The following is a 26409-nucleotide window of genomic DNA, read 5'->3' as shown; positions in this document are numbered from 1 at the left end:
TCGGGAGGAAACAGCATGACCGCCACCAGACGCATCGGCGATAGTGATGTTTATCCCATTGGTCTTGGATGCATGAATTTGAGCCACGCCTACGGCGCGCCGACTGAACCGGCGGCGGCGTCGAGGCTGCTCAATGAAGCGCTGGATCTTGGGTGCAACTTCTTCGACACGGCGACGATCTATGGCGCGGGCGAGAACGAGAAACTCGTCGCCGCGTCGGTCGGCGAGCGGCGCAAGGACATCTTTCTGGCGAGCAAATGCGTGCTGGACGTCAGAGATGGCAAGCGCGTGCTGGATGGCCGGCCAGGCGCCATCAAGGCTGCGTGCGATGCCAGCCTGAAGCGGCTGAACACAGATGTTATCGATCTCTATTATATGCACCGGCCAGATCCGAACGTGCCGATCGAGGATTCGGTTGGCGCTCTGTCTGAACTGGTCGAGGCTGGAAAAATCCGGTTCGTTGGTCTCAGCGAAATGGGCCAGCGCCTGATCGAACGCGCCCACGCTGTGCATCCCATCACCGCTGTTCAGTCTGAATATTCGCTCTGGGTTCGCAATCCTGAGATTGCGGTGATGGAAACGTGCCGGGATCTGGATATTGCGCTTGTGGCGTTTTCACCGGTCGGTCGGGGCTTCCTCGCGGATCCACCTTTTGACCCGGCAAATATGCACGAGAAGGATATGCGGCGTTTCTTTCCGCGCTTCTCGGATGAGAATTATCCGGGCAATCTGGACCTGCTCGATGAAGCGCGCGCCTGCGCGGCAGAAGTTGGCTGCACCGTTGCACAGCTTGCTCTGGCGTGGCTGCTGGCAAAGGGCGATCATGTCCTTCCAATTCCCGGCACAACAAGCTCAGACCATCTGAAGGACAATGTGGCCGCTGCCGATGTCACGCTGGATGATGACATGGTCGCGCGCCTGGATGCCCATTTCACGCCTGAAAGCGCTGTTGGGCCTCGCTATAATGAACAGATACAGGCGACCGTCGACACCGAGCAGTTCGAGTTCGAGACCCGGTCATCGCAATGACGGATAAGGCTCAGGACGATATCGGCAGCAGCGGTAAGTCCGTCGCGCTTGAGGCGCGCGAGACGGCCGAGGATGGGCGACGCTATTCGCCATCGGCCGCGCGAAACAAGGATGTCCTCGCAGATGTGATCGCGGCCAATATGCCGGTTGCAGGCCATATCCTCGAAATCGCCTCCGGCACGGGCGAACATGGCGCGCATTTCGTCAGCCGTTTTCCTTCGCTGCAGTGGAGCTATACCGATCTCGACGAGATGTCGCTCGCGAGCCAGCGGGCCTGGGCAAGGCTCGCTGAGGGGGCGGAGCGGCTGCATGGGCCGCTGAAGGTTGATGCATCTCAAGATCATTGGGGCGAAGCGGAAAATCCCTCCACTTATGACGGCCTGTTCTGCGCGAATATGATCCACATTGCGCCTTTCGCGGCTGCGCGCGGCTTGCTGACCGGGGCAGGGCGACTGCTCCGCACAGGGGGCCGCCTGATGCTCTACGGCCCATTTGCGCGCGAGGGACAGATAGCGCCATCGAATGCGCGGTTCAGCGAAGACCTCCAGCGGCGCGATCCAGACTGGGGCGTGCGTGACCTTGATCTCGACATCGTGCCAATCGCTGAGGCCGCGTCATTGTGCTTGTTCGATGTTATCGAAATGCCGGCGAACAATCTCAGCGTGATCTTCGAGAAAATAAAAAAGTAGATTGCAACCCGTCCCACCCAGGCCGGGCCGCAATCTCTATCGCGCGGCCTAGACGGCCCGGCGATAGCGGGGGTTCACGCTGTCATCGAGGCGCGGGAGGATGCCTGACACCCATTTGATGAGCGTTTCGAGCCGCTGGAAGACCTGGAGCTTTTCCAGCACCGGGTTCACGTGGTTGGTCATCACGCAGAAATGGCTGTCCTTGCCTTTGCGGTGATGGGCGGTGTGATGGGCATGCGATTGCAGGAAGCCCGTCTTCTGGAGCGCCGTGATCAGTCTGCCGTTTTCCTTGGGGCTGCGGTGCGCGCAGGCATGAATTTCGTTTGCGAACATGCCGAAGAGAACGGCTGTGCCGGTGAAGAGATTGAGCCAGCCAACCAGCGCAAAGACGGCGAGGAACGCGGCGCCAATCGCCCAGACCTCGCGGTTGCGGGTCCATAGATTGCCTTTGAGGAAGCTGCGTGGCGTGTGGTGGTGTTGCTGGTTCTCCCGGATCGTATGTCCGAGAATTGGCCACTTGGGATCGCCATAGCGGTCTTCCATCCAGTGAAAGGCGCCGGAAACAAGGTCTGCCAGATAGACGCCGCCGAGGATCTTTGCACTTGTGGCGGCGACAGTCGTGATAGCCGAAATAAACATGTGAACCTCCATGATGGCTGCCCGGTAGTGAGCATGTGTTCACATGTGAGTGTTTGCTTACGTAATGTGGCGGCAATACGGCAAAGTGAGCGCTTGCTCATTAGTTCTTTCAATAAAAAAGGCCCAACCAATTGATCGGGCCTTTAGACGCTTAGTGTGTGTGGTTTTGACTATTCAGCCGCCACGAGATGGGCTGGCCTCTTCAGGTCAGCGGGCAGCGCCTTGCCCATCATGTCGATGAAATTATCGGCATAGAAGGCGTCGATCGCGCTTTGAGGCAGACCTTCGAGCACGGAATCGAAACGCTTGATGGGGTTTCGCCCGCCTTCGATGTGGGGGTAGTCCGATGAGAACATGCAGATTTGCTCACCGGCATTCCGGATGACCCAGCCTGCATCTTCATGCGGATAGGGCGTCACGCGAAGCTGGCGCTGGACGATTTCGGAGGGCTTGGCCGACAGGTTTTGCAGCCGTTCCTCATTGCGCATGAAAGCGTGGGCTGCAGAATCGAGACTGCGCATCCATCCCGGCACCCATGAGGCGCCAAGTTCGATCGCGCCGAATTTAAGGTTCGAAAAACGGTCAAAGACGCCATCGAAGATCAGCGTCGAAAGCGTCTGCATCGCCGAGTTTGGGATCGGCATGTAGCTGATCGAGGTGAAATTATCGTCGCCCCCATGGAAATCAGGCACCGGCGGCAGGCCGTTTTCCTTATAGACGGGGTTCATTTTCTCTTCGAACCCAACATGGAAAAGGATCGGCACGCCCGCCTCTTCAGCCATCGCCCAAAGCGGGTCGAGCCCGACATGGCTCGGGCTGTGATCTTGCGGGCACCATGATGGGATCAGCAGCCCTTTGGCGCCGAGGTCCAGAGCTTGGCGGGCGGTATCGATCGTGCGGTCAATGTCTTCCAGCGGAATATAGGCCGTCGCCAGCAATCGCCGGTCCACGGCGCAAAACTCGGTCATCATCTGGTTGTGGGCGCGGGCCACCGAATAGCAAAGGTCGAGGTCTCCGCTCTGGTCGAGACCGAGATTGCCGAGGTTGTGAGTGGTGAAGATGAGCTGGCTCGCCACGCCGAGCAGATCGACAACGCGCGGCCGGTCTTCCGGAATGAAAGCGCCTTTCGCATCGTAGTTCTTGCGCAGCATGATGTTGTCATCTGCCTCTGCGCGAAAACCGTCATCGCGGTGGTCTTTGCGAGCCCGGTCCATCCACTCCGCGCGGCTGAGTTTCGCGTTATAGCCGGGCAGGGCGCGATATCGTTTCAGCTCATCGGCAGTCAGATATGAATCCAGACAGTCATATAGCTCCATCAGGTGGCTATCAGCGTCATGGACAAGGCGTCCTTCGATATAGGCCATGTGTCGTTTCCTCCGGTCTTTTGTTTTCCCCATTTGGCGCACAGCAGGCGTGCAACGACAAGGGTCGACACAAAAGTTGAAGGGCAGTGATTGCGGCGTTTAGAGCCAGCGCATCCTTCGCAGCATCAACAAGAGCGCAACGGTCAGCCCCACCAGTCCAATACACAGCAGGGTGAAGGCAGCCGCATCGTTCAAGCCCGGCATACCCCCAAGGTTGACGCCAAAAAGCCCGGTGACAAAACCAAGCGGCAGGAAGATTGCCGAGATGATGGAGAGGACAAAAAGCCGCTCGTTCATCCGTTCGCTACGCTCTTCCATCACCTGTTCCTGCAGGACCAGGCTCCGCTCACGGATGGAATCCAGCTCTTCCCCAATGCGGATCACACGGTCGGCGATTTCTCTCAGATGGAGGATATCGCCGGTACTGAACATATCCTCGCCCTCACGAATAATGTGCGCGAGCGCTTCGCGTTGCGGAATGATGTAGCGGCGGATGGTGAGGACCTTGCGGCGAAAGCTCGCCAATGCCGTTTTTGGCAATGTGGCGCCATCCTCCAGAAGCGAGTCTTCAAACTGGTCTGCCTCGTCATCAAGATCAGCAACAACCGGCTCAATACGGTGGGTCAGCCGCGTCGCGATCGTTGAAACGATTGCGCCGCTCGAGTTCGGGATGTCTCCTGCCATGATCTGGTCGTGAAGATCCTGGACCGCCATAATGTGATAGGCGCGCAGCGAGACGACCACCTCTTCCGTCATCCATATCCGGATGGCGATCATGTCTTCGGGGGCGGCCCCTTCATTGAGGTTCACCCCGCGCAAATTGATCAGAAGGCCGTCGCCATGACGCGCGCAGCGGGGGCGGGTGTCCTCCTGCAGCAAAGCCCTGTCGATGACGGCGTCGATCCCGCTCACCGTATTGAGCCAAGTCTGTGCGGCAGGTGACAGACGATCAAGGTGAAGCCAGCGCCGAACGCCGGGCCGGGCGGCCGGTCCACTTGCTAATTCCTCCCAGGATAGTTTCCTGGCGCCGCCATCTTCGTCAAACTCAAAGCCGAAAATCAGAGGGGTATCTTGCGTACTTGTCATGGGCGCCGTTGATCCAGAGCGATGTATCCTAGTGCCTCGATCCACTCGATGACATCTTCGCCGACGTCCTCACGGCGCAGGAATTGGGTGAAAGCGGGCATGAAGTTGCGAGGCTCGCCGCATTGCGCGACGGCGGCGTTCAGCTCCGGCAGAACGATGCGATCGAAACTTCTGGCAAGCTCAGTAAAGTCGTCCGCCAGCGTTATCAGCTGGATCGCCATGAGCGCGGACGGCGACTCTACCTCGCCTGACACCCGGCGTAGCGCCCGTACCGTATCGGAATTGTCGCGGGCAAACCGTGTCAGGACGCGATCAGTCTTCCATTCGATCCATTCCTGCGTGCAGGGTTGCGGCTGCGTCACGCAGGCCGATAGCGTCGTCGCCGTTAAGGCGATCAGGCCAGCGGCCAGGGAAGTCTTCAACGCCATTGCGGGCCTCCGATTCTGATCAGGACAATCAGAGCGAAGCTATCAGGCAAACCGGAAGCTTGTCACTTCTCCTTCGGTTGTTGTCGTCACGCGCGCGCCGACCGGCGATGCGTCCTCGCGCAGTTGCTTGAGCGCGGCTGGCTCGGCCACGGCGATGAAACGCTTTCCAGCATCTGTACGTCCGAAGATGACACCATGCGCCGGGCCTTCGCGGCCATGCACGACGGTGTAGGTCTCAACCGTTCCGCCTTCTGGGGCCGGATCAAGTTCAACCTGCTCCGTAGGCTTGGCAGCTTTCTCGACCGGTTTGAACACATCAGGCCGCGTCGTTGACCAGACACCGACGGCCTCCTTTGTCATCCAGCCGCCATTGGCGAGCACGAGACCAAATGAGCCGGCTTCCTCGCGAAGCTTTGCCGCCATCTCGGCGATGCCGTGCATGGAGTAATTGTTGCCCGGCCCCCCAAAGAAGGGCAGGCCGCCCGTCAGCGTAAGTGGGCGATCATCGGTTTCCGGATCGATGCCGAGCACGGCTGCAGATGAGAACACCGCGCATGGAAAGCACGAATAAAGATCAAAATGCGAGATACCGCCGGGCGTCTTGTCAGCTTGTTTCAGGGCGCGATGGATCGCCTGTTCCATGGCCCAGGAGCCATCAAGTTTCGGGCGTAGCGAGATAAGATCGTCGCCCGCCTCGCCCGCGCCATGCAGATAGACGCGCTTGTCTGCATCGACGCCAAGCTCATCGGCCTTGTCCTCGGACATGATGATGAAAGCTGCGCCCTGGTTCACCGCATCCTGCGCGATATGCCATTTCAGGAAGGGATCTGCGAACTCGTAATTTTTCGGAGACGGTGTCGCGAGAAACTCTTCCGTGCGCGCTTCGGGAAACTGCGCATACGGGTTGTTTGCTGCGACTTCGGTGAAAGGTTGGAAGAGCGCTGCCATCGCTGCGCGCTGGCCAGAGCGGCCACGACCTTCACGGGCAGCAATCGCATTTTCAAACAGCGCATAGAAATAGGCAGGGGCCACCAGGCCGTGCTTGATCTCTTCGCGGGAGATCATCTGGCCGCCAAGGCCGCGATCTTCATAGTCGGCATCTGAGCTATCAGCCCATTTGATCTCAACCTTGTTCTTGCGCGCGCCCTTGGACGCGCGATTGGCCTCGGACCCGGCCACAAGCGCAATCTCGACCTCGCCAGCATGGATGCGGGCCGCCATCTCATTGGCGAGCGCTTGCGGGCTTTGACCGCCGACATCGGAATAGATCAGACGCTCAGGCGTCGCGCCAATGTCGCGGGCCAACGTGCCGGGCAGATTAGTGTTGTGGCCGTGGGGGTGAGGCGCATTGCGGACCGAGTCCTCAAAGATGCGGACAAAGGTCACCGTGTCGATGTCGCTGCCGGATATGCCAGCATCTGCGAGCGCTGCTTTCGATGCTTCCACCGCAAGACTCAGCGGCGACGGGGCACCCTCCGCGCCCTCACTGCCATCCCATTCGCTCATGAACTGACCGACGCCCACTAGTACCGGCATTGAACCCTTAGCCATCCGTGAAATCTCCCTGAATTTGTTGCCGATACAGTCGGCTACGCTGATGTTTCGTGCAAGTGCTGACGCCGCGCCACCTGTGGCGGGAACTACAGAGCGCGTTGCAAGGTTGTGATCATATGCCTTTCTCACTCGCCCGCGATGACATGAAGCCCGCCGATGCCGGCCTTATCTATGTTGAATGTTCGGGGCGAGGATGGACCCGCAAGCCTTATGGCAACGGCTTCACCTATCAGGATGCAGACGGCAACACGCTGACCGGCGAGGCGCGCGAACGTGCTGAAGCGCTGGTTCTGCCGCCAGCCTGGACCGATGTCTGGATATGCGAAAAGCCGGATGGCCATTTGCAGGCGACAGGCGTCGATGAAGCCGGGCGCACGCAATACCGCTATCACCCCGACTGGCGGCTACATTGCGAGCAGGTCAAATTCTCGGACATGAAGTCCTTTGGCGAGGCGCTACCGCGTTTGCGCAAGCACGTGCGCGAGGTGCTGGATAATCCGCAAGATCATGCAGAGCTCGCGACGGCGGCCATCGTCCGGATCCTCGACAAGGGCGCGTTGCGCATCGGGTCTGAGCGGTACGCCGAAACCGGAGCGTTTGGGGCGTCCACGCTCTACAAGCGACACGTCCGTCAGACGGGCGACGATACGGTGCGCCTGAAGTTCAAAGGCAAGGGTGGCAAGCAACAGGAAATCTCGATCTGTGATGCCTCGCTGGTCGCGGCGGTCAGCGAGCTCCAGTGCCTGAAAGGCCAGTCGCTTTTCAATACACCGGATGGCCATGTCGGCTCGACTCAGGTCAACCGCTTCATCCAGCGCGTCGCTGATGGCGGTTTTACAGCCAAGGACTTCAGGACCTGGGGCGGCTCGGTCGCCGCGATCAAGGCGCTCCGGAAGGGCGCCGACAGCATCAAGGCTGTGTCAGAAGCCGCCGCTGATCATCTAGGTAACACGCCGACGATTGCTCGCAATTCCTACATCCACCCGCGCGTAATCGAGATGGCCCGCGATGGCGAGACGCCAGATGCAGAGGCAGGGCCTGTCAGACTGCGCAAGGATGAACGCAGGCTCTTTGCCGTTCTGGAGGCTGCCGAGCCGGGCGAGTGACCAATCGGGCACTGAGGCTGTCGAAGTCCGCGCCTCAGGCCTTTTTCACAAACTCGGTTTTGAGGCCCATCTGTCCGATGCCGTCGATCTTGCAATCGATGTCATGATCGCCGTCGACGAGCCGGATATTCTTCACGCGCGTGCCGACTTTCACAACGCTGGATGAACCTTTGACCTTAAGGTCCTTGATGACGGTGACCGTGTCGCCATCCTCGAGGACGGTGCCGTTGGCATCCCGCCAGACTTTTACGTCAGGGTCCAGCGAAGGGTCCGCAGGCCATTCATGCGCGCATTCCGGGCACACGAGCAGCGCGCCGTCCTCATACGTAAAGGCTGAATTACAAAGCGGGCAGGGGGGAAGTTCGCTCATTCGACCAGCGCCGCGCTTGTCTTTTCCCGGATCTCATCCATCTCGACGCCAGGGGCCATCTCAACGACTTTCAGTCCGCCTTCCACCACATCAAACACGCCGAGATCGGTGATGATACGGTTGACGACGCCCTTGCCGGTCAATGGCAGGGTGCATTCCTTGATTAGCTTCGGCTCACCGGATTTGGACGTGTGGTCAGTGATGACGACAATGCGCTTTACACCAGCGACGAGGTCCATCGCGCCGCCCATGCCTTTGACCAGCTTGCCGGGGATCATCCAGTTGGCGATGTCGCCATTCTCAGCGACTTCCATGGCGCCAAGGATGGCCATGTTGATCTTGCCGCCGCGGATCATCGCAAAGCTCATCGAGCTGTCGAAAAAGGCGGTGTGAGGCAGTTCAGTGATGGTCTGCTTGCCGGCATTGATGAGGTCAGCATCTTCCTCGCCCTCATAAGGGAAAGGCCCCATGCCCAGCATGCCGTTCTCCGATTGAAGCGTTACCTCGACTCCGTCCGGGATGTGGTTCGCCACCAGCGTCGGAATACCGATGCCGAGATTGACGTACATCCCGTCTTCCAGCTCCTGCGCGGCGCGTTCGGCCATCTGATCTCGTGTCCAGGGCATCAGGCAGTCTCCTTCTTCCGGGTCGTGCGTTGCTCAATACGCTTTTCGAATGTGCCCTGTACCAGCCGGTGCACGAACACGCCGGGCAGGTGAATGTGGTTCGAGTCAAGCTCGCCAGGTTCGACGATTTCCTCGACTTCCATGACGCAGATCTTGCCGCACATCGCGGCAGGCTCATTGAAGTTGCGAGCTGTCTTGCGGAAGATGGCGTTGCCAGTCGTGTCGGCCTTCCAGGCTTTCACGATGGCGAGGTCTGCGAAGATGCCTTCTTCGAGAATGTACTTCTCGCCGTGGAATTCCTTCACTTCCTTGCCTTCAGCGATAACGGTGCCGTAGCCGGTCTTGGTATAGAAGCCGGCAATGCCGGCGCCGCCCGCGCGCATGCGCTCAGCCAGTGTGCCCTGCGGGTTGAATTCCAGCTCAAGCTCGCCGCCGAGATACTGGCGCATGAATTCCTTGTTCTCGCCGACATAGGACGATCCCATCTTCTTGACCTGCTTGCTTTCCAGCAGCACGCCAAGGCCGAACCCGTCGACGCCAGCATTGTTGGAATAGACCGTCAGGTCTTTCGTCCCGGCCTTCGCAATGGCCGCGATGGAAAGCTCGGGAATACCGCAGAGGCCAAAGCCGCCAGCGGCGATTTTCATGCCGTCAAATAGCACCCCATCGAGGGCATCTTCGGCTGTCTTGTAAATCTTGCTCATGGGTTGGTGATAAAGCATCCGCCGCAACGCACGCAAGTGACAGATACTCTCATGCGGGGTGAACAGTTTCGCTCAAAGGTCGCAGTTTAACAATACGGATTGCTGCTCGGGCAGGAGGAGTTGTAGCCGGTGCCGATCGCGTTGACCGAATTGATGAAGTTGTCGAAGTCGCGACTGTCCTGGGCGCTCGTGCTCGAGGAATAGGACGGCGTCGATGAGCGGGAGGCAGACGGGCTGCTATATTTGTTATAGATCGCCTGCTGACCGGCTTGCCCAGCGGCGCGATCTGTATCTATGAAATTGTCCACGAACATCGTCAGAAGACCGTCGATGGCGCCTCTTGGTTTTGGGGCAGATGCCCGGCGTGATCTTGCTTCTGAATTAAATACTTCATACGCCATGGGGCAGGCGGGCTTATAGCCACCATTGAAGCAGGCCTCGGTAACATGTCGTTTCATCGAGTCGTAAGAGCCGACGCCGAAGGCGGTGTAGTATTCCATGTAGGCAAGATTGTAACAGGCGGAATAGTTTGGCGGCGTTTCGTTGCAGACATCACTCAGCATCTGTGCGGCGCGCGTGATGTCGGCCCGGTCTGAGCTTGGCCCCCAGGCAACGACAGCGTCGGCATATGGGATGCACGCCGACATTTCGCCAAGGTCACAGGTTTTGCGCAAATATTTGACCGCATTTGAAAGGTCACGGCCACGTTGGGTCTGTCCTGTGTAATCGACATAGGCGACCTTGTGGCAGGCTGGCAGATAGTCGGTGTAATCGCATTGCACCGTGAGCCCGGCCATCGCCTCGATCTCATTTGCCCGAATACCGGTTCTCAGCAGATCAACATTGCGGCGGTACCAAAGCGGCGCCATCGTCTCGATCTTTGCGGTCGCGATGGTTGAGCCGGCCTCCTCGGCCTGCTGATAGTCTCCGAGCGCAGTCACATAAGAGATCTTGTTGCCCGCGAGACCGAGGCGCGCAATGTCGCCGCGCAACAGCATGGCTGGAACATATCCGTTCCGGGATAGCGGAGGCAGCAGCATTCTGGCTCTCTGAGGGTCGCCGAGGGGCGCGGGTTCGTTCAGCAGGAAGTGGGCAAGTGCATAGGTGCTTTCCTTGTCTCCAAGCGCTGATCCGCGTTCGAGCAGATCTTTGACCCTTTCCGGGTCGCGCGGCAGTTCTGACCGGCCATCATAATGCTGGGCAAGAAGACTGAACGCGGGGCCGTAATCTGCATCGACGGCTTTCTGCCAGTAAGCCCGGCTTTTGGGCAGATCGAGATAGGCGGCATCGGTACCGAAATAGATCCAGCCAAGATTGTAGTCTGCATGCGGCAGGCCGCCTTCAGATGCCTTTTCGTACAGGCTGATGGCGTTGGCTGTATCCTTGGGGACGCTCTGCCCGTTTCGGTAAAGGCCTGCGAGATTGTTGATTGCCCGGATATCGCCAAGTTCTGCGCCCCGTTCGAAGATCGGCAGTGCCAGTTCAGGCGCGCCTGAATTGACATAAGCTTTCGCCTTTTCGTTTTCGGCGTCGAAACTACGCATACCATACAGCTGATCCGCCAATGCGGCAGGGCAGATCGCCCAGCTTGATATAGCGAGCAGAATAGAAACCAGAATTGAAACCCTGAGCATGACCGTCCCCTGTCAATGAGGCGTCACTATACGGGAGTCTTAGAAATTCGCTATATCGAACTGAGGGCAGTTGATCTCGGCGCTTCAGGCTCTGTCGGCTGAGCGGCTGGCTCTCCCTAATCGTACGGAACGCCGTCCAGGGCCGCGACCACTTCTGCCGGGCCAACCCAGATTTCCTGGCGATACTTCACATTGGACAGGTTTTTGCAGCCGCGGGAGCGTCGCGTTGACACGATGGCGACGGACCATTCTCCATCAGGCGATGTAAAGTTTCGTCCGATACGGCCAAATATCAGCGCTGACCTCGCAAAAGGTCTGACATGGCTTTCGCGCCAATCGGCTCGAAGGTCTGCTTGTCCGGCATGGCCCGCTTGAGTGCATCGCTGACCGCTGACTCGTCACGATCTCCGACGATGCCGACCTGGCAAATCCGCTGCTGGTTGGTATCGCAAATGATGGCGTATTTGGTGTGGGTCGTGCGGGCAGATACGCTTGTGTCGCTCGAAGGGTCTGAGAGAGCGTGCGCCATTTGCGGAGACATGATTTCTGTTGAAACCATGCCGACGAACCAGGTGCCGATCTTGTCGAACCCGAAGGTCTCAAGTTCGGACTTGCGATCATATACGATCAGCGTGTTGGCCCGGTAATCGAGACCGAATCCAGTCGCTCCATAAGCGTGGATAAAGTCCGGTGTTTTGCCGAGCGCCTCGCCTATTTTCTCGCTGGCTTCAGATTTGACCCCCTCGGCGTGTCGCGACGCCACCCATCTGAGACCGTAGATCAAGGCGACGGCAACGACCGCCGCGAGTGCGTAAAAGATAATATCAGACATTTTGCCCCCCAGCTCCTTATCTGACCTGGTCGGTACCTGCGCAGATAAGGCAATTATTTTCAGGCATCTAATCCAGATGCGCCATGTTCGCGATAACCTGCATTAGCAGCTTTGTAAATTTCGCCACGGGTGGATTTTGGGTGCACATAGAAAAAGCCCGGCGCGTTGGCGCCGGGCTTTCCTTTATTACGTCTGATGAGACGGGGGTAAGGCCTAGAAGCCCATGCCGCCCATTCCACCCATGCCGCCCATGTCCGGCATGCCGCCGCCGCCTTCGCCTTCTTTCTTCGGAGCTTCGGCAATGCCGGCTTCCGTCGTGATGAGAAGGGCTGCGACAGATGCAGCGTTCTGAAGGGCAGAGCGCACGACTTTGGCTGGGTCGATGATACCCATCTTGTACATGTCGCCATACTCTTCGGTCTGGGCGTTGAAGCCGTAACCGCGATCGCTTTCCTTCAGGACCGTGGCAACAACGACCGAGCCTTCGAGGCCAGCATTGTTGACGATCTGACGGATAGGCGCTTCGAGCGCCTTGCGAACGATGTCGATACCGGCTTGCTCGTCGGTGTTTGCACCTTTGACGTCGATGTTCTGCGCTGCACGGAGCAGGGCAACACCACCGCCAGGGATCACGCCTTCTTCGACGGCTGCGCGGGTTGCGTTCAGCGCATCGTCAACGCGGTCCTTGCGTTCTTTCACTTCGACTTCGGTTGCGCCGCCGACCTTGATCACGGCAACACCGCCAGCGAGCTTGGCAAGACGCTCCTGGAGCTTCTCCTTGTCATAGTCGGACGAGGTGTCTTCGATCTGCTTCTTGATCTGGCTGACGCGGGCTTCGATCTCTTCCTTGGAACCGGCACCATCGACGATCGTGGTGTTGTCCTTGTCGATCTCGACTTTCTTGGCGGTGCCGAGCATGTCGAGCGAGATGTTTTCCAGCTTGATGCCGAGGTCTTCAGAGATGACCTGGCCACCGGTCAGGACAGCGATGTCCTGCAGCATGGCTTTGCGGCGATCGCCGAAGCCTGGTGCCTTGACCGCTGCAACCTTGAGGCCGCCGCGCAGCTTGTTCACGACGAGCGTCGCAAGAGCTTCGCCATCGACGTCTTCTGCGATGATCAGCAGTGGACGCTGGGACTGAACGACCTGCTCAAGGATTGGGAGCATTGGCTGAAGCGAAGAAAGCTTCTTCTCGTGAAGCAGGATGAATGGGTCTTCCAGCTCAACAGCCATCTTGTCAGGGTTGGTGACGAAGTATGGGGAGAGGTAGCCACGGTCGAACTGCATGCCTTCGACGACGTCGAGTTCGGTTTCGAGGGATTTGGCTTCCTCGACCGTGATGACGCCTTCATTGCCGACCTTTTCCATGGCCTTGGCAATCATGTCGCCGATTTCCTTATCGCCATTGGCGGAAATCGAACCGACTTGAGCAATCTCGGAGTTCTCTTTCACTTTGCGCGAGTGATGCGCGAGGTCAGAGGTCACTTCGAGGACGGCTTTGTCGATGCCGCGCTTCAGGTCCATTGGGTTCATGCCAGCGGCAACGCGCTTCATGCCTTCGCGAACGATCGACTGGGCGAGAACGGTCGCCGTCGTCGTGCCGTCACCGGCAACGTCGTTTGCTTTGGAAGCAACTTCGCGCAGCATTTGTGCGCCCATATTCTCGAACTTGTCTTCGAGCTCGATCTCTTTAGCGACTGTGACGCCGTCCTTGGTGGTGCGTGGGGCACCGAACGACTTTTCGATCACGACGTTACGGCCTTTAGGGCCGAGCGTGACTTTTACAGCGTTTGCGAGTGTGTCGACGCCGCGCAGCATTTTCTCGCGCGCGTCAGCACCAAATTTTACGTGTTTAGCAGCCATGGCTGTTATCCTTCCTGAAATTCAGTTGAATCTTTGAAATTTGAGAGGGGGGAGGGCGCTTACTCGACGATGCCGAGAATGTCGCTTTCCTTCATGATCAGCAGGTCCTGGCCGTCAATTTTGACTTCCGTGCCGGACCACTTGCCGAAGAGGATCTTGTCACCGGCTTTGACTTCCATTGGGACGATCTCATTGTCGTCGCCACGTGCGCCGGAACCAACAGCGACGACTTCGCCTTCCTGTGGCTTTTCCTTGGCGGTGTCTGGAATGATGATGCCGCCTTTGGTTTTGGCTTCTTCTTCAACGCGTTTCACGAGAACGCGGTCGTGCAGAGGACGGAATTTCATGTGCTCTCTCTTACCTTTGAGTTCACCCGGGGATCGGGCAATATGTTTCGGTGTTAGCACTCACGCGAGGCGACTGCTAACGGCGTTCAGTTAGGAACGTGAGAGACCAACGTCAACAAGCTCGATGTTGAATTTTTGGGATAAGTTTTGACCCAGCGCGCAGCGGGACGCGTGTCCGGCGCTCAACATGATTGTGCGTGAAGAGCTAACTCTACGGGCGGGCAGTTACAATCGCACCGGACGGCGTCTGATGCGATTGTAATGAAGCCTCGACGGCCTAGCCGGCAAAGCCATCACCAACGCCGAAGTCGCGGCGGGCGGAGACGATGCTAACGATGACGCCGACCAGCACATCCATCAGTGTAATCAGTGTCAGAAGAAAGAAGACGCCGGTCGCGAAATTGCCGACGAGCAAAAACATGACAATGCAGAACAGAAGCACGAACATCGACGCGACGTGATTGATCATCGCTGATGAACGCGTGCTGGTCGATTTCATGATCTCGATCGACAGGACGATAAGCGAGAGAACGAGAAGCGCGTCACCTGCCGTCAAGATCCAGCGAACGCCCGAGATCATTGGCATGCTGATCAGCGTGCTGTTGAGCATGCCCAGTATGGCAGGCCCGTCGGGGCCATGATCGCTGCCGGCCAGAAGGCTCATCACGCCGTATATGATCACTGGAATGATCAGGAGCGGCGTCACTGTTTCTATTCTTCTCAGCAGTCCCATTTGTTCTTTCTTTCGGCGACGCGTCCCCGGGACGCCTGGATGTGTCTCATTCATTTCTCTATGTCCTATACCCTTCAAGTCCCCGTCAAATAAGGGTCGGGAGCCAGGCTGACCTTTCCGGGAGGGCTATGGTTTGATCTTCATCAAATCGCGCCGGTCGGGTTCACCTTCTTGTCTTCAATTCCTGAGGATAACAGCATATCCGTCGCGATAGCGTAAGCCATCCAGGCAAATCCGTCGATTCCAAGCGTTTTCGGGTGCATCCTCACGCGCCACTGGTGTCGAACAGGACAGGCCTCGCCGTCTTGAACCGCGACCCAATCACCCCATAGTGAATTGCATAGATGGTCGGCTCTGCCAGCACGCGGCGAATTCTCACAAGGGTACTCAATGAACGAACGGGAATTCAAAGGCTTTGGCGGGATAACCCTTCGCGCCGACGTTCACGGCATGAGCGATGATCCATCCGTTCTGCTGCTGCATGGCGGGGGGCAAAGCCGAGACGTCTGGCAGCCTGCCGCCGAGGCGCTCGTGAAGGCCGGGCGGCATGTCATCAATCTCGATTTGAGGGGACATGGCGCAAGTGATTGGGCCAGCGATGGGCGCTATGACTTTGAAGCGTTTGTCGAAGACATACGCGCTGTGCTGGCGCAACTGGCCTCACGTCCCGTCATCATTGGCGCAGCACTTGGCGGATGGATCGCGGCCGCGGCCCTCGGCGAGGATGGCGGACATCTGGCCTCCGGACTGGTGCTGGCTGATGCCCCGCCTGAGATAGATGCGCAGACAGCCCTGAAAGTCTCCGATCAGCTGCGGCTTCAAATTGAGCGAACCGATGTCCAGGCACAATTCGACCCCGCTTTCCTGAGGAGTATGGATCTGGAGCATGCGACCGGCCGGATTACCGAAGCCGCGCACCTTTTGAAGCTGCCCGTCCTCTTTGTTCGCGGGGCGATGAGTGATCTTGCCGACTCAGAGCTCGCCGGGCGTTATGTCGAGCAGGTGGAAACGGCCGAGTTCGCAGAGATCGAGGATGCCGGCCACCATGTCGCTTTCGATCGGGCGGATATGTTCAGCGCCGTCGTGCTGGACTTTCTGGAACGGCGCGTGCCGCGTTTCCTGCCGGACTACAAACAGGGCTCGGACGCGCGCACATTGCGCGATGCGCTCGGCTGCTTTGCGACGGGCGTCACGGTTGTCACAACGATGAGCGAGGAAAATGAGCCGGTTGGTCTGACCGCCAATTCCTTCACGTCCGTATCGCTAGACCCGCCTCTGCTTCTGGTCTGCATCGCCAAGACGTCGACCAGCCTGAAAGTGCTGGAACAGGCCAAGCATTTTGCGGTGAACGTCTTGCATATCGGCCAACAGCCTGTTTCCAACGCGTTTGCGCGCTCAGGCGAGGACCGGTTTGCCGATACGCCGTGGCAGCGCGGTTTGCGGGACGCCCCCTTGCTCTCAGGCGCGCTCGCCAATTTTGAGTGCGAGCGTTTTGCGCTTCACGATGGCGGCGATCATGTGATCCTTGTCGGCCAGGTCGAGCGGGCGAAATACGAGCCTCGCCGCGACCCGCTTCTCTATTTCAAGGGAAAGTATCGGCGCCTTCACTTCGCGTGAGTAACGCCCGCCTGGAGGACCGGTTCTAGCGCCTCTTTAAGCGGGTCGAGCCATGGCTCAAAGTGCTTCCATTGAGCGAGACCTGACCGGCTGATTGGCTGACGCACCTGTTCTGAACTGGCGGTCCGCACAGCGCGTTCGGTCTTGTGAAAGTCGATACAGGCCTGCTCGAACGGCAGCTCGCAATAGTCGAGGATGCGGCGGACCTGGCCCTCAAGGTCATCGACAACGTGCTCATGCTGCACACGAAGGACGGCGCCGGGCAGGACGTTGTCCCAGTGGTCCATCAGGTCGACATAGCTGCAATAGTAATTGCCAATGTCTTCGAGGCTGTAGCTGAACTCCTGGCCTTCGGCGAAGAGTTGCTTGTAGCCGGAAAAACAACAGGACATCGGTGCGCGCCGCGCATCGATGATCTTCGCATTTGGCAGGATGAGTTTGATCAGCCCGATATGCCGGAAATTGTTCGGCATCTTGTCGGTGAAATAGGGCGCGCCCCGCCGATGGATGGCGGTATCGTCGATATACTTCCGGCCCAGCGCCTCCAGCTCAGCATCCGGTAGATCGTGCAGGACGCGCGGATACCTGTCGCGCTCGGAAATCTGCTTTCGGCCGCGCAGCTGGTGGGCCAGCGACAGAATATTGGGAAGCTCAAGCGTGCCGTCCACCATGCTGTGGGAGGCGAGAATCTGCTCGATCAGCGTCGATCCAGCGCGCGGTAGCCCGACGATAAAGATCGGGGCAGGGTCGTCATGGCCGACGCCGGACCGCCGCTCGAAAAGCTCGCGCGTACAATGGGTTTTCTGGGAGGCAAACTCCTCACGCATCTGCTCGGTCGTATAGCGTACCTGCAGCTTCTTCAGCCGGTTGCCTTCGGCATAGTTCTGGAAGGCGCCTTCATAGTTGGCGCGGTCTTCCAGCGCTTTGCCGAGCGCAAAGGCGATGTGGACGCGGCCCATATGCGAGAGGTTCGGATCACGGAAGGCCGCCTGCATCGCGGCGATCTCTTCATCGGAGAATTTGTATGTCTTGAGGTTTGCAAGCGCGTACCAAGCATCTCCGTGCAGCGGATAGACGGTGACGGCCTGGCGATACGAGGCGATGGCCTCATCTGTCTGGCCTGCCGTCTTCAGCGCGTGCCCGCGGGAGGTCAGCGTTGCGAGATCTTCCGGCAGGTCGGCGAGCACGCTGTCGAAGATTTCCAGCGCTTCGACATAATTACCAGCCTGCATGCTCTCGATGGCATAGATTGATCGGAAGGTCGGGTTGTCAGGCGCGCGCTCCAGCAGGGCTTTTGCCTGTTTCAATGCGGCCTCGTATTTCTGGCGTTTGCGCAGGACCTGCACATGGTCGATGCGGAGCTGCAGGTTCTCCGGTTCAAGCTCGATGGCCGTTTCCAGCAGGAAGTCGGCATCCTCGTGAACGCCAAGGCGTGTGCCGATGTCTGCCAGCAGGCGCATGCCTTCAACATGGGCCGGATTTTTATGCAGAAAGGCGCGGGCGATTTTTTCCGCGTGAAGGACGCGGCCCTCATGCAGGTAATTTGTCACCGCAAACAGCTCCTTCGGCAGGCGCGAGAGGCGGTCTGCCTGGGCGCGGGCTTCGGTTGCCGCCGTCGGATTGCCGCCCTGATCGAACAGTTCTGCCTGCGCGCGCCAACTGGCGAGGAGGGCAGGGTTATATCTCGTGGCCAGCTGGAAGGCTGACAGAGCGCCGGTAAGATCGCCAGTTGCCCGCCGCAGATGCCCTTCCTCCTGAAAGGCCCGGCCAAAATCGGGCACGGCTTTCTTTAGCCGGGCGAGATAGTCAAAAGCCGCTTCGGTGCGCTGCAGGTATCGCGCGCAGACGGCCGCCATGTAGAGAAGGTCCTGCGATTGCGGATGTTGCTCCAGCAAGGGCGCAATTTGATCCGCCGCCGTCTCGAAAGCGCCGGCCTGAATTTGCGCCTGCAGTTCACGTATCCGGGATGCAAGCTGCTGCTGAGAGTCTATCATCGAAAAAGCCAGTCGCTGAAAAGAAAAGCAGCGCCCCGCATAGCAGGGCGCTGCCAGTAGTTCAAAACGTTGAGCCTCGACTAGTAGTCGTAGCTCAAGCGCAGGCCGATCGTGCGTGGACGCATTGGCGTGACACGCTCGCGGTCGAACACGAAATCGTTCGACATTTCGGCATACTCATTTGTCAGATTGGTCGCGAACAGCTCGGCAGACCACTTGTCGGTCGTGATGCCTGCGGTCATGCCCAGCGTAGCATAGCTATCGAGCTCAATCTTGTTGATCTCGATGATGTCGCTGTACGAACCATCCGAGAACACGATCTGAGGCATGACGTGCGCCGTGACGCGAGATCCGGCGATTTCCTGCTCAAGATCCCACTCATAACGTACGCGCAGATTGCCCTGATAGGACGGTGCAAATGCAAGGTCAGATCCGACGAGAACATCGTCCGTTGGAGTCAGGACTTCTGTGATCTCGGAGTCGAGCAGTGAGAAGGCGCCCGCAACCGTCAGGCCCTGCGCAAAATCCGGGGCCCAGGTGAAGTCACCCTCAATGCCTTTAAGCTCTGCATTCGCAGCATTGTCTGAGAAGAACAGGTTCACGATGTTCGGATCGAAAATCGTCGTCTGCAGCCCTTCAATATCGACGAAGAAGGCGGCACCGTTGAAGCGGAGCGTGTTGTCGAACAGCTCGGTTTTCCAACCCAGCTCATAGTTCGTCACTTCATCCGTATCGACGGCAAACGGCACAGTATATGAGCCTGGGCCAGATGCGCCGCCCGGACGGTTCAGCAGGCCTGGGCGGAAGCCTTCCGAATAGGTCGCGTAGAACAGCATGTTATCTGTCGGCGTCCATTCACCGGTCGCTTTGACGATCACGCCATCTGTCGCGGCCTTGTCCGGATTACCAGCAGCATTGCCCGGCGCATATTGAGCCGAGATGTTGGTGCCGAAGACCTGAGCGTCGGTGTCGGCGCCCAGATTACCGAAGGACGAGTTTGCGCTGCCTTCCAGGTCAACTTCGACATCGTACCAGCGGGCACCGACCGTCAGCGCGAACTGGTCGGTCAGGTCAAACGTCGTTTCACCGAAGATGCCGAATTGCTTGTCAGTCCGGAGAATATCGTTGCGGAAGATGACGCCTGCGGGGAACGGTCCGGCTTCGCTGTAATAGCCAGGCGACGCCAAGCCGACCTCGCCGGTGACATCGGTGTTGGTCAGCGGATAGTTGGGGGCGAACCCGGTCTGGCCGTTAAAGCCGAGCACCTGGGTGGAGCCTGGATAGACAAAGTCATTCAGCTCAGCGAGCTCAAGGTCGGAATAGAAGGCGCCAAATGTTGCGCGCCAGCGATTTTCGCTCGGCGTGTTGAAGCGCAGTTCATGCGTCTGGACCTTGGTCTCGGATGACGACTTCACATAGAGGTTCGGCGCATAACATGTGCCGGTCGGCGCACCCGTGCCCGGATAGGACACCGAACCATCACAGATGTAATATGGCAGGTACTGACCAACGAAGAGGTAGTCGGAATAGTCGACAACCTGGTCGGTGGTCCGTTCGGTATAGGCGCCAGTGTAAAGCGCTTCGAGCATGCCGAGGCGGCCTTCCAGCGTCCATGAGGTGGAGTGGAAGTCATCCTCAATCTCTTCTGGCGTGAAACGGACAACCTCGTAATCGTCCAGCTCCGGATCAGAGAAGAAAACGCCATCAGCTTCGATGGATTGTTGGGAGTGCTGGATCAGCAGATCCCAGTCGGCGTTAAACTCATAATAACCGCTCAGGCGGAAGCCCTGATAATTCGTATCGTTGATATCGTCCTCAACGATCGCGCCATTGTTGGCCTCGATAAAGTTGATGCCCGAGAAATCGACGATATCGACGGCATTGGAATTGTCGCCATCTGCCTGCTTGCCGGCCCGTGCTGGTGCGACGACGGTGCCGTTGTCACGAACCGTCCCGGCTGGGCGGAAGCGAGCTGAGTCGCGTGCCGTCAGCGTGCCAGCGACATTGTCGATATAGCCGCCCTGACTGTCATTATAGACCACGCCGCGCAGCGCGAACTTGTCCGTCACCGGCACATTGATCATCGCTTCGACGCTGTTCGACATTTCGCCGCCATCGGTGAACGAGGTGGATGCCTTGAAGTTGGCGTCAAACCCGGAAAGCGATGGCTTGTTGGTGATCAGACGCACTGTGCCCGCCTGAGAGCTTGCCCCAAACAATGTCCCCTGCGGACCAGAGAGAACCTCGATGCGCTCAAGGTCGGCGGCATAGACGTCCAGGTTGCGGCCCGGCTGGGACAGCGGCTGTTCGTCAAGATAGAAGGCGACGTTCGGCGCAAGACCGGCCACCCCGGCCACGGTCAGGTTTGGCGTCGTCGATGCAAGGCCGCGAATATAGATCGTGTTCTGGCCGGGGCCTGAACCGCCTGCCGTCACACCCGGAAGCTGAACGAGATAGTCGTTGAAGTTCTTGACGCCGAGCTGTTTCAGTTCCTGTTCACCAATCGCGCTGACGGTCACCGGAATGTCCTGAGCGCTCTCGGACCGCTTGGTCGCTGTCACGGTCACCGTATTCAGTCGGCGATTGTTTTGAGCGGCTGGTTCGGTTGATTGCGCAAAAGCCGGGCTGGCCGACACGAGTGCGCCAAGGGCGAGCATGGATGCTCCACCTAAAAGTCGTTTCATTTGTATCCTCATCTTTTCAGAACGAGGCCATGCCCCCTCGGAAGCCGGCCAACGTCTCGCGCAGGAGCCCACTAAAAAGGGCGCGCAAGATCGATTTGATGCAATAAACAGATATTTCGATTCGTAAAATAAATTAGGCAAACATTGGCAGCCGAAGCGTTCGAACGTTCAGTTTTAATCTGGAAAAGAAAAACAAAAACAGGGCAGTAAGGTGCAGTTGCAAAGTTGCAACAGGCTAACAATTTTGTTTTGCACAGTCGAACAATCGAAGATAACTGCATCGAATGCGTGACTAGTTGTTTCAATGAACGAAATATTGGAGCAGTGAGTATGGGAAAGACGGGGTATTGAATATGAGCGAACCTGACCAGCAATCGGACTATGAAACGGACTATGAGGTCGGTCAGGACAATATCGAATTTTTCGGTCTTGATATTCACAACCCGGTCTTTTTTCTAAGCGCCGGTCTGGTTCTCCTTTTTGCTGGCGCTTCGCTGATCTTTCCTGGACAAAGCGGGGCCGCTCTAGAAGCTGCGCGCGAGTGGACACTTCAGACATTTGACTGGTTGTTTGCGCTCACGCCTGTTCTGCTCTTGCTGTTCTGCGTCGGGCTTGCTGTTTCGCCGCTTGGCAAAATCCGGCTTGGTGGGCCAACGGCAAAACCGGAATTCCGCATCCATTCCTGGATCGCGATGCTATTTGCGGCCGGTGTCGGTATCGGCTTCATGTTCTACGGGTCTGCGGAGCCGCTCGCCTATTACACCGACTGGTTCGGAACACCGTTCAATGTCGAAGCCGCGTCACCTGAAGCGCGGCGCCTGGCGTTCAGTGCGACCCTGTTCCATTGGGGCATCGCGCCCTGGGCTATCTATGCGATTGTCGGGCTGGCGCTTGGTTTCTTTGCCTACAACAAAGGACTTCCGCTCACCATCCGCTCCGCGTTCTATCCCATTCTGGGCGAGCGAGTGTGGGGCTTCTGGGGCCATTTCATTGACACGTTTGCCGTCATTTCGACGGTGTTCGGCCTGGCCACAACGATTGGTATCGGCGCCTCACAGGCGAGCAACGGCATTGGTTATCTCACTGGAACACCGGTCACGATGGGCCTTCAGATCGGTCTGATTGCAGCGATCACCGGCCTTGCCGTGATCTCGGTTCTGCGCGGCATGGATGGCGGTGTCAAATTTCTGTCGGACATGAACATGACGATCGCATTTATCCTAATGCTTTTCGTATTCATTGCCGGGCCAACGTTGGCGATTATCAGCGGCTTTGGCGAGAACTTCCTCGCTTATCTCACCGACACACCTGCATTGACGAACTTCATCTCGCGGGAGGATGAGGCGTGGTTCCATGACTGGACCATCTTCTACTGGGCCTGGTGGATTTCCTGGTCGCCTTTCGTGGGCATGTTCATTGCCCGTATTTCGAAAGGCCGCACGGTCCGCGAATATCTCAGCGTCGTGATCCTCGCGCCATTTACGATCTGCGTGATCTGGTTCACCACTTTCGGTGAGACCGCCATTCAGCAATATGAAGCGGGTACGGGCGATTTTGCTGACGGCATGTCGACCGCCGCGCTCACGCTGTTCCAGATGCTTGCGGGTCTGCCATTCCCTCTCATCACCTCGATCACAGCGATTTTCCTGCTGGTCGTGTTCATCGTAACGTCTGCAGACTCCGGCGCTCTGGTGATCGACGCCATTACCTCCGGCGGCAAGACGGATTCGCCTGTGCCTCAGCGCGTCTTCTGGGCCTGTATGCTCGGTGTGACCGCGTCCATGCTTCTTTATGGTGGCGGTCGTGAAACCCTGTCTTCATTACAGGCGGGCACGATCACTGCAGCCTTGCCATTCACGGTAATCCTGCTCGTCTGCTGCATCAGTCTGTTCCTCGGCATGCGTGACGAGAACAAGATCCAGAAACAGATAGATGCAGCCGACGAATCCGATAGTGCCGTGAAAGCGAAGTAGTGGTTCGGGCGTTTATTCGCCCGAACAATCGGTTTCGGTCTGGAAGGTGAGGCTCGAGAATACCGTCTGGTAGTCCGCATCTTCGAGGAGCCCGGCAACAGGTTCCGCCCAGACATTGTGGACGAGCCAGCGGCCTTCAGAGAGCTCACCTGAAATATCCGCCTGGCCTTCGGCATTCGTGGTCACCCGGAACTGTAGCGAGTCATCGTCAAGATTTGTCATTTTGAGCGTCGCATTCGGCACGAGCGCGCCATGGAAGCGAAGCTCGACAGGAAAGCTGTCACCCTCGTTCCACTGAAAGGGATCGACGAGCGGAATGATTTCCAGTGTCAGCCCGAGATTTGTCTTCCACACGTCGGACGTTTCCGCCGGGCAACCAACCTGAATCAGTGCCTTGCCGCGGCGCGAATAAAGCTCGAGCCCCTCATCGCGCAGCAGTCTGTTTGTGGCCCGGTGGACCTCGATCGGCACAATGCCTTCTTCCTTGAGGTAGCTGTTGAATTTCTGCGCGGGCAGGCTGCTGAAGCTGTTCGTTGTCTCGATGAAAACCAGATGCTGTCCTTCGCTGGCCAGCTCCAGGCTGATGTCGCTTCTCAGCGTCTCCGGTCCATTCGCATGGTTCTCCAAACCGTCCGGGCCGATGCTGCGCAAGCCGATGATCCGAGACGGCGAAACAGGCCAGTCAGACATGTCCTCGCCATGGCCAACAAGCACGTCGAGCGCGACCGCGCCCGGCGCCTGCGGATTGTAGGTCTCCGGTTCAATCCAGAAGTCATGAGCAAAAGCCTGACCACCGAGCAGGGCGGCGATTGCGAAGGTGGATGCAAATCTGAGTGGCATGAGGCGAAGGTCTCCTGGTTTGTTCGGGTCTTGAAACAGTACGCGAGCGCCTGCCTGCCGGGTGCAGTCTCACCCCTTCTAGAGTCGCTTCGCACATGAACTTGCCAACTCAGTCGGGCAATATTGCGAAACTGAAAGAATGCCGCACCCGATCCCAACTCGCCGACGTAACTGGTGCACGTTCCACAACCGGAGCGCCATAATTTTTTCTGGAAGGGACCGTCGTAAAAATGAAACTGTCTTACGTATCACTTGTCGCGCTGAGCATTGCCGCCGCGGGTGCTGTTATCACGCCAGCCCTGGCGTCCAGCCACCGCGAAGCGCCAGGCATCACCGAGCAGCCAAAAGTCGATGGCACCGACTTCTACATGTTCCGCAGCTATGAAAACGGCCGGTCGGACTATGTAACGTTCATCGCCAACTACCAACCGCTTCAGGCCCCATATGGCGGCCCGAATTACTTCACCATGGACCCGGACGCGCTGTACGAAATCCATGTGGATGTCGATGGCGATGCCAATGAGGACATCACCTTCCAGTTCGACTTCGACAACAATCTGGTCAACGGCACGGGCATTACGGTGCCAGTGGGTGACAAGAATCTGCCAATCGCACTGCGTCAGGCCGGCCAGATCACGGCAGGCAATCAGGGCGCCCTCGGCGAGACCGAAACCTACGAGCTGTCCATGGTCACCGGCGATCGTCGCACAGGTGCCCGCAGCTCGCTCGGCACGTTCACCAAGCCGGTCGACAATATCGGCAACAAGACCCTTCCCGATTATGACGCCTACGCCAATAGCTACATCTCGGATGTCTCTATTCCCGGCTGTGGCACAGGCCGCGTCTTCGTTGGTCAACGGGCCGAAGCCTTTGCCGTCAATCTCGGCGAGATCTTTGACCTTGTGAACCTCGTTCCAATTGATGGCGACGTTCCGCTCAACGAAAACGGCGACACCTTCCCGGGTGGCATCACACAGGACCGTGCCAATGACGATCTCGTCGGCAAGGCCAATGTGACATCGCTCGCTCTCGAAGTTCCGATCAGCTGTCTCGATAATGACGGCGACGGCATCATCGGTGCATGGACGACGGCGAGCCTGCCGCAGGCCGAGATCGAAGACCCATCCCCGACCTATGAGCAAACCTCGCTCTATGGCGGCGCCTTCGTTCAGCAGTCGCGTCTGTCAGCGCCTCTGGTCAACGAAGTCGTGATCGGTCTGCCGGACAAGGATTTGTTCAACGCTGCAGAACCGACGCAGGATTCGGCTCTGGCCGACTATGTCACCAACCCGACCCTGCCAGTGCTGGTCGACATCCTGTTCCGGGATGCGGTCAACACAACGCTGGGCACCAGCATCGACAATCTCGCGCCATCCAACCTGCCGCGCACAGACCTTGTCGCAGCCTTCCTGACCGGCATTGATGGCCTCAATCAGCCAGACGGCGTCGTCGCGTCTGAAATGATGCGCCTCAATATGGGCATTCCAGCCACGCCAAGGAATTCACAGAGCACGCTCGGCGTAGCGGGGGATGATCTTGCCGGGTTCCCGAATGGTCGCCGGCCAGGCGATGATACCGTCGATATCGCCCTGCGGGTCGCCATGGGGGCGCTTTGCTACCCTGTGCCGATCAACGGGACACCGACCGATCTCGGCTTCTGTGACCCATCGGACGCCCCGGTTGGCAATGTGCCGTTCACCGATGGTGCCCCGATCTCGGCGCTCGAGCTGCAGAACACCTTCCCATACCTCAACAGCCCGATCCCGGGCTCACCAAACAATTAGGGGGTATTGAAACATGCATGATCGCAAGCACTCATACCTGAAGCTCGCTTTGCTGGCCGGTGTGGCCGCAATGGGCATCACGGCATGTGGTGGCAGTAATAGTGGAGGGGGAAGCCCAGTTGCGCCCCCGCCTCCACCGCCACCTCCGCCTCCGCCGCCTCCACCTCCGCCGCCGCCACCCCCTCCACCGGGGGACGGCGTGGTGGACCCGGACACCAGCTTTGGTGCCGGCTTCGGAACGGCATTCAACACAGGCCGGTTCGGCACACCGCTCGATCCTGACACGATCACGATCACAGCGGTGAGCTTCACAACCGACCCGTTCGCGGTTCCCGATCCGTAAGGCTCAGGCAGTCAAACCAAAATCGGGCGCGGCCGCCGGTTCAGTCTCCAGAAAGGAGAGGACCGGCGGCCGCATTTTTTTGGGCGTGATGAAGATGGAGCAGGGTGCAACAACCACTTGGCGACGTGCGGTTCCGGTCCGCGCGTCTCATAACGTGGAGGTTCAAGCCC

23 protein-coding genes are annotated in these 26409 nt (G+C 58.3%); 7 read left to right on the top strand and 16 right to left on the bottom strand.

Annotated features, from left to right (window positions below; translation table 11 throughout):
• Positions 1-15: 15 nt before the first annotated feature.
• On the top strand, positions 16-1029 hold the full coding sequence (locus B8783_RS06870) for an aldo/keto reductase (protein WP_084419379.1): 1014 nt from the start codon (positions 16-18) through the stop codon (positions 1027-1029).
• On the top strand, positions 1026-1718 hold the full coding sequence (locus tag B8783_RS06865) for a DUF938 domain-containing protein (RefSeq protein WP_084419377.1): 693 nt from the start codon (positions 1026-1028) through the stop codon (positions 1716-1718). Before B8783_RS06870 ends, B8783_RS06865 begins: the two co-directional genes overlap by 4 nt.
• Before the next feature lie 48 nt (positions 1719-1766).
• Here the strand turns inward: B8783_RS06865 and B8783_RS06860 are convergent, their stop codons facing one another.
• The 5 genes from B8783_RS06860 to B8783_RS06840 form a co-directional block, all read right to left on the bottom strand.
• The gene (locus B8783_RS06860) at positions 1767-2357 is read right to left on the bottom strand and encodes a fatty acid desaturase CarF family protein (RefSeq protein ID WP_169711724.1); all 591 of its coding nucleotides are present in this window, start codon (positions 2355-2357) and stop codon (positions 1767-1769) included.
• A 170-nt stretch (positions 2358-2527) separates the two neighbouring features.
• Positions 2528-3721, bottom strand: coding sequence for an amidohydrolase family protein (locus B8783_RS06855; RefSeq protein ID WP_084419373.1), 1194 nt, complete (start codon positions 3719-3721; stop codon positions 2528-2530).
• A 99-nt stretch (positions 3722-3820) separates the two neighbouring features.
• The gene (locus B8783_RS06850; RefSeq protein WP_084419371.1) at positions 3821-4807 is read right to left on the bottom strand and encodes a zinc transporter ZntB; all 987 of its coding nucleotides are present in this window, start codon (positions 4805-4807) and stop codon (positions 3821-3823) included.
• Positions 4804-5235: a hypothetical protein gene (locus B8783_RS06845; protein WP_084419369.1), complete on the bottom strand. Its 432-nt coding sequence runs from the start codon at positions 5233-5235 to the stop codon at positions 4804-4806. Before B8783_RS06845 ends, B8783_RS06850 begins: the two co-directional genes overlap by 4 nt.
• A gap of 42 nt (positions 5236-5277) precedes the next feature.
• On the bottom strand, positions 5278-6786 hold the full coding sequence (locus B8783_RS06840; RefSeq protein WP_233355701.1) for an acetyl-CoA acetyltransferase: 1509 nt from the start codon (positions 6784-6786) through the stop codon (positions 5278-5280).
• A gap of 119 nt (positions 6787-6905) precedes the next feature.
• Here B8783_RS06840 and B8783_RS06835 point away from each other — a divergent pair, with 119 nt between their 5' ends.
• Positions 6906-7895, top strand: a complete 990-nt coding sequence (locus tag B8783_RS06835; protein WP_084419365.1) for a DNA topoisomerase IB — start codon at positions 6906-6908, stop codon at positions 7893-7895.
• Positions 7896-7929: 34 nt separating this feature from the next.
• Here the strand turns inward: B8783_RS06835 and B8783_RS06830 are convergent, their stop codons facing one another.
• The 8 genes from B8783_RS06830 to B8783_RS06795 form a co-directional block, all read right to left on the bottom strand.
• Positions 7930-8265, bottom strand: coding sequence for a zinc ribbon domain-containing protein YjdM (locus tag B8783_RS06830; protein WP_084419363.1), 336 nt, complete (start codon positions 8263-8265; stop codon positions 7930-7932).
• On the bottom strand, positions 8262-8891 hold the full coding sequence (locus tag B8783_RS06825) for a CoA transferase subunit B (RefSeq protein ID WP_084419361.1): 630 nt from the start codon (positions 8889-8891) through the stop codon (positions 8262-8264). The genes B8783_RS06830 and B8783_RS06825 overlap by 4 nt, the downstream gene beginning before the upstream one ends.
• Entirely contained in the window at positions 8891-9595 is a 705-nt protein-coding gene (locus tag B8783_RS06820; RefSeq protein ID WP_084421954.1) for a CoA transferase subunit A, read from the bottom strand. Before B8783_RS06820 ends, B8783_RS06825 begins: the two co-directional genes overlap by 1 nt.
• Positions 9596-9681: 86 nt before the next feature.
• Positions 9682-11229, bottom strand: a complete 1548-nt coding sequence (locus B8783_RS06815; RefSeq protein WP_084419359.1) for a tetratricopeptide repeat protein — start codon at positions 11227-11229, stop codon at positions 9682-9684.
• Between the two features lie 292 nt (positions 11230-11521).
• Positions 11522-12061 carry a hypothetical protein gene (locus B8783_RS06810; RefSeq protein ID WP_084419357.1) on the bottom strand — a complete coding sequence of 180 codons (540 nt, stop codon included), beginning with the start codon at positions 12059-12061 and terminating at the stop codon, positions 11522-11524.
• A gap of 213 nt (positions 12062-12274) precedes the next feature.
• Entirely contained in the window at positions 12275-13924 is a 1650-nt protein-coding gene (gene groL, locus B8783_RS06805; protein WP_084419355.1) for a chaperonin GroEL, read from the bottom strand.
• Between the two features lie 59 nt (positions 13925-13983).
• Positions 13984-14271: a co-chaperone GroES gene (gene groES, locus B8783_RS06800; protein WP_084419353.1), complete on the bottom strand. Its 288-nt coding sequence runs from the start codon at positions 14269-14271 to the stop codon at positions 13984-13986.
• A gap of 277 nt (positions 14272-14548) precedes the next feature.
• Positions 14549-15004, bottom strand: coding sequence for a hypothetical protein (locus tag B8783_RS06795; protein ID WP_233355700.1), 456 nt, complete (start codon positions 15002-15004; stop codon positions 14549-14551).
• Positions 15005-15394: 390 nt separating this feature from the next.
• Between B8783_RS06795 and B8783_RS06790 the strand changes: the two genes are divergently transcribed.
• Complete coding sequence (locus tag B8783_RS06790; RefSeq protein WP_084419351.1) at positions 15395-16621, top strand: alpha/beta fold hydrolase; 1227 nt, start codon at positions 15395-15397, stop codon at positions 16619-16621.
• Here B8783_RS06790 and B8783_RS06785 read toward each other — a convergent pair.
• Both B8783_RS06785 and B8783_RS06780 read right to left on the bottom strand, forming a co-directional pair.
• Positions 16609-18615 (bottom strand): tetratricopeptide repeat-containing sulfotransferase family protein, encoded by a 2007-nt coding sequence (locus B8783_RS06785; protein WP_084419349.1) that lies wholly within the window; start codon positions 18613-18615, stop codon positions 16609-16611. The two genes, B8783_RS06790 and B8783_RS06785, sit on opposite strands and share 13 nt — an antisense overlap.
• A gap of 80 nt (positions 18616-18695) precedes the next feature.
• The gene (locus B8783_RS06780) at positions 18696-21299 is read right to left on the bottom strand and encodes a TonB-dependent receptor (RefSeq protein ID WP_084419347.1); all 2604 of its coding nucleotides are present in this window, start codon (positions 21297-21299) and stop codon (positions 18696-18698) included.
• Between the two features lie 353 nt (positions 21300-21652).
• Here B8783_RS06780 and B8783_RS06775 point away from each other — a divergent pair, with 353 nt between their 5' ends.
• Complete coding sequence (locus B8783_RS06775) at positions 21653-23272, top strand: BCCT family transporter (RefSeq protein WP_084419346.1); 1620 nt, start codon at positions 21653-21655, stop codon at positions 23270-23272.
• A 12-nt stretch (positions 23273-23284) separates the two neighbouring features.
• Here B8783_RS06775 and B8783_RS06770 read toward each other — a convergent pair whose 3' ends face one another.
• Positions 23285-24112, bottom strand: a complete 828-nt coding sequence (locus B8783_RS06770) for a DUF4198 domain-containing protein (RefSeq protein ID WP_084419343.1) — start codon at positions 24110-24112, stop codon at positions 23285-23287.
• A gap of 230 nt (positions 24113-24342) precedes the next feature.
• On the opposite strand from B8783_RS06770, the gene B8783_RS06765 reads away from it, so the two are divergent.
• Together B8783_RS06765 and B8783_RS18470 are read left to right on the top strand one after the other, a co-directional pair.
• Entirely contained in the window at positions 24343-25896 is a 1554-nt protein-coding gene (locus B8783_RS06765) for a DUF4331 domain-containing protein (RefSeq protein ID WP_084419341.1), read from the top strand.
• 202 nt (positions 25897-26098) lie between these two features.
• The gene (locus B8783_RS18470; protein WP_169711692.1) at positions 26099-26239 is read left to right on the top strand and encodes a hypothetical protein; all 141 of its coding nucleotides are present in this window, start codon (positions 26099-26101) and stop codon (positions 26237-26239) included.
• The last annotated feature ends 170 nt before the right edge of the window (positions 26240-26409 follow it).

Origin of the sequence: Henriciella litoralis (assembly GCF_002088935.1) — a bacterium.
Lineage (GTDB): Bacteria > Pseudomonadota > Alphaproteobacteria > Caulobacterales > Hyphomonadaceae > Henriciella > Henriciella litoralis.
This window is presented reverse-complemented; position numbering and strand designations above follow the sequence as displayed.

Excerpts from the sequence above, each read along its gene's own strand:
- B8783_RS06870 (WP_084419379.1), top strand. The coding sequence starts at position 16 with ATGACCGCCACCAGACGCATCGGCGATAGTGATGTTTATCCCATTGGT.
- B8783_RS06865 (WP_084419377.1), top strand. The coding sequence starts at position 1,026 with ATGACGGATAAGGCTCAGGACGATATCGGCAGCAGCGGTAAGTCCGTC.
- B8783_RS06860 (WP_169711724.1), bottom strand. The coding sequence starts at position 2,357 with ATGTTTATTTCGGCTATCACGACTGTCGCCGCCACAAGTGCAAAGATC.
- B8783_RS06855 (WP_084419373.1), bottom strand. The coding sequence starts at position 3,721 with ATGGCCTATATCGAAGGACGCCTTGTCCATGACGCTGATAGCCACCTG.
- B8783_RS06850 (WP_084419371.1), bottom strand. The coding sequence starts at position 4,807 with ATGACAAGTACGCAAGATACCCCTCTGATTTTCGGCTTTGAGTTTGAC.
- B8783_RS06845 (WP_084419369.1), bottom strand. The coding sequence starts at position 5,235 with ATGGCGTTGAAGACTTCCCTGGCCGCTGGCCTGATCGCCTTAACGGCG.
- B8783_RS06840 (WP_233355701.1), bottom strand. The coding sequence starts at position 6,786 with ATGGCTAAGGGTTCAATGCCGGTACTAGTGGGCGTCGGTCAGTTCATG.
- B8783_RS06835 (WP_084419365.1), top strand. The coding sequence starts at position 6,906 with ATGCCTTTCTCACTCGCCCGCGATGACATGAAGCCCGCCGATGCCGGC.
- B8783_RS06830 (WP_084419363.1), bottom strand. The coding sequence starts at position 8,265 with ATGAGCGAACTTCCCCCCTGCCCGCTTTGTAATTCAGCCTTTACGTAT.
- B8783_RS06825 (WP_084419361.1), bottom strand. The coding sequence starts at position 8,891 with ATGCCCTGGACACGAGATCAGATGGCCGAACGCGCCGCGCAGGAGCTG.
- B8783_RS06820 (WP_084421954.1), bottom strand. The coding sequence starts at position 9,595 with ATGAGCAAGATTTACAAGACAGCCGAAGATGCCCTCGATGGGGTGCTA.
- B8783_RS06815 (WP_084419359.1), bottom strand. The coding sequence starts at position 11,229 with ATGCTCAGGGTTTCAATTCTGGTTTCTATTCTGCTCGCTATATCAAGC.
- B8783_RS06810 (WP_084419357.1), bottom strand. The coding sequence starts at position 12,061 with ATGTCTGATATTATCTTTTACGCACTCGCGGCGGTCGTTGCCGTCGCC.
- groL (WP_084419355.1), bottom strand. The coding sequence starts at position 13,924 with ATGGCTGCTAAACACGTAAAATTTGGTGCTGACGCGCGCGAGAAAATG.
- groES (WP_084419353.1), bottom strand. The coding sequence starts at position 14,271 with ATGAAATTCCGTCCTCTGCACGACCGCGTTCTCGTGAAACGCGTTGAA.
- B8783_RS06795 (WP_233355700.1), bottom strand. The coding sequence starts at position 15,004 with ATGGGACTGCTGAGAAGAATAGAAACAGTGACGCCGCTCCTGATCATT.
- B8783_RS06790 (WP_084419351.1), top strand. The coding sequence starts at position 15,395 with ATGAACGAACGGGAATTCAAAGGCTTTGGCGGGATAACCCTTCGCGCC.
- B8783_RS06785 (WP_084419349.1), bottom strand. The coding sequence starts at position 18,615 with ATGATAGACTCTCAGCAGCAGCTTGCATCCCGGATACGTGAACTGCAG.
- B8783_RS06780 (WP_084419347.1), bottom strand. The coding sequence starts at position 21,299 with ATGAAACGACTTTTAGGTGGAGCATCCATGCTCGCCCTTGGCGCACTC.
- B8783_RS06775 (WP_084419346.1), top strand. The coding sequence starts at position 21,653 with ATGAGCGAACCTGACCAGCAATCGGACTATGAAACGGACTATGAGGTC.
- B8783_RS06770 (WP_084419343.1), bottom strand. The coding sequence starts at position 24,112 with ATGCCACTCAGATTTGCATCCACCTTCGCAATCGCCGCCCTGCTCGGT.
- B8783_RS06765 (WP_084419341.1), top strand. The coding sequence starts at position 24,343 with ATGAAACTGTCTTACGTATCACTTGTCGCGCTGAGCATTGCCGCCGCG.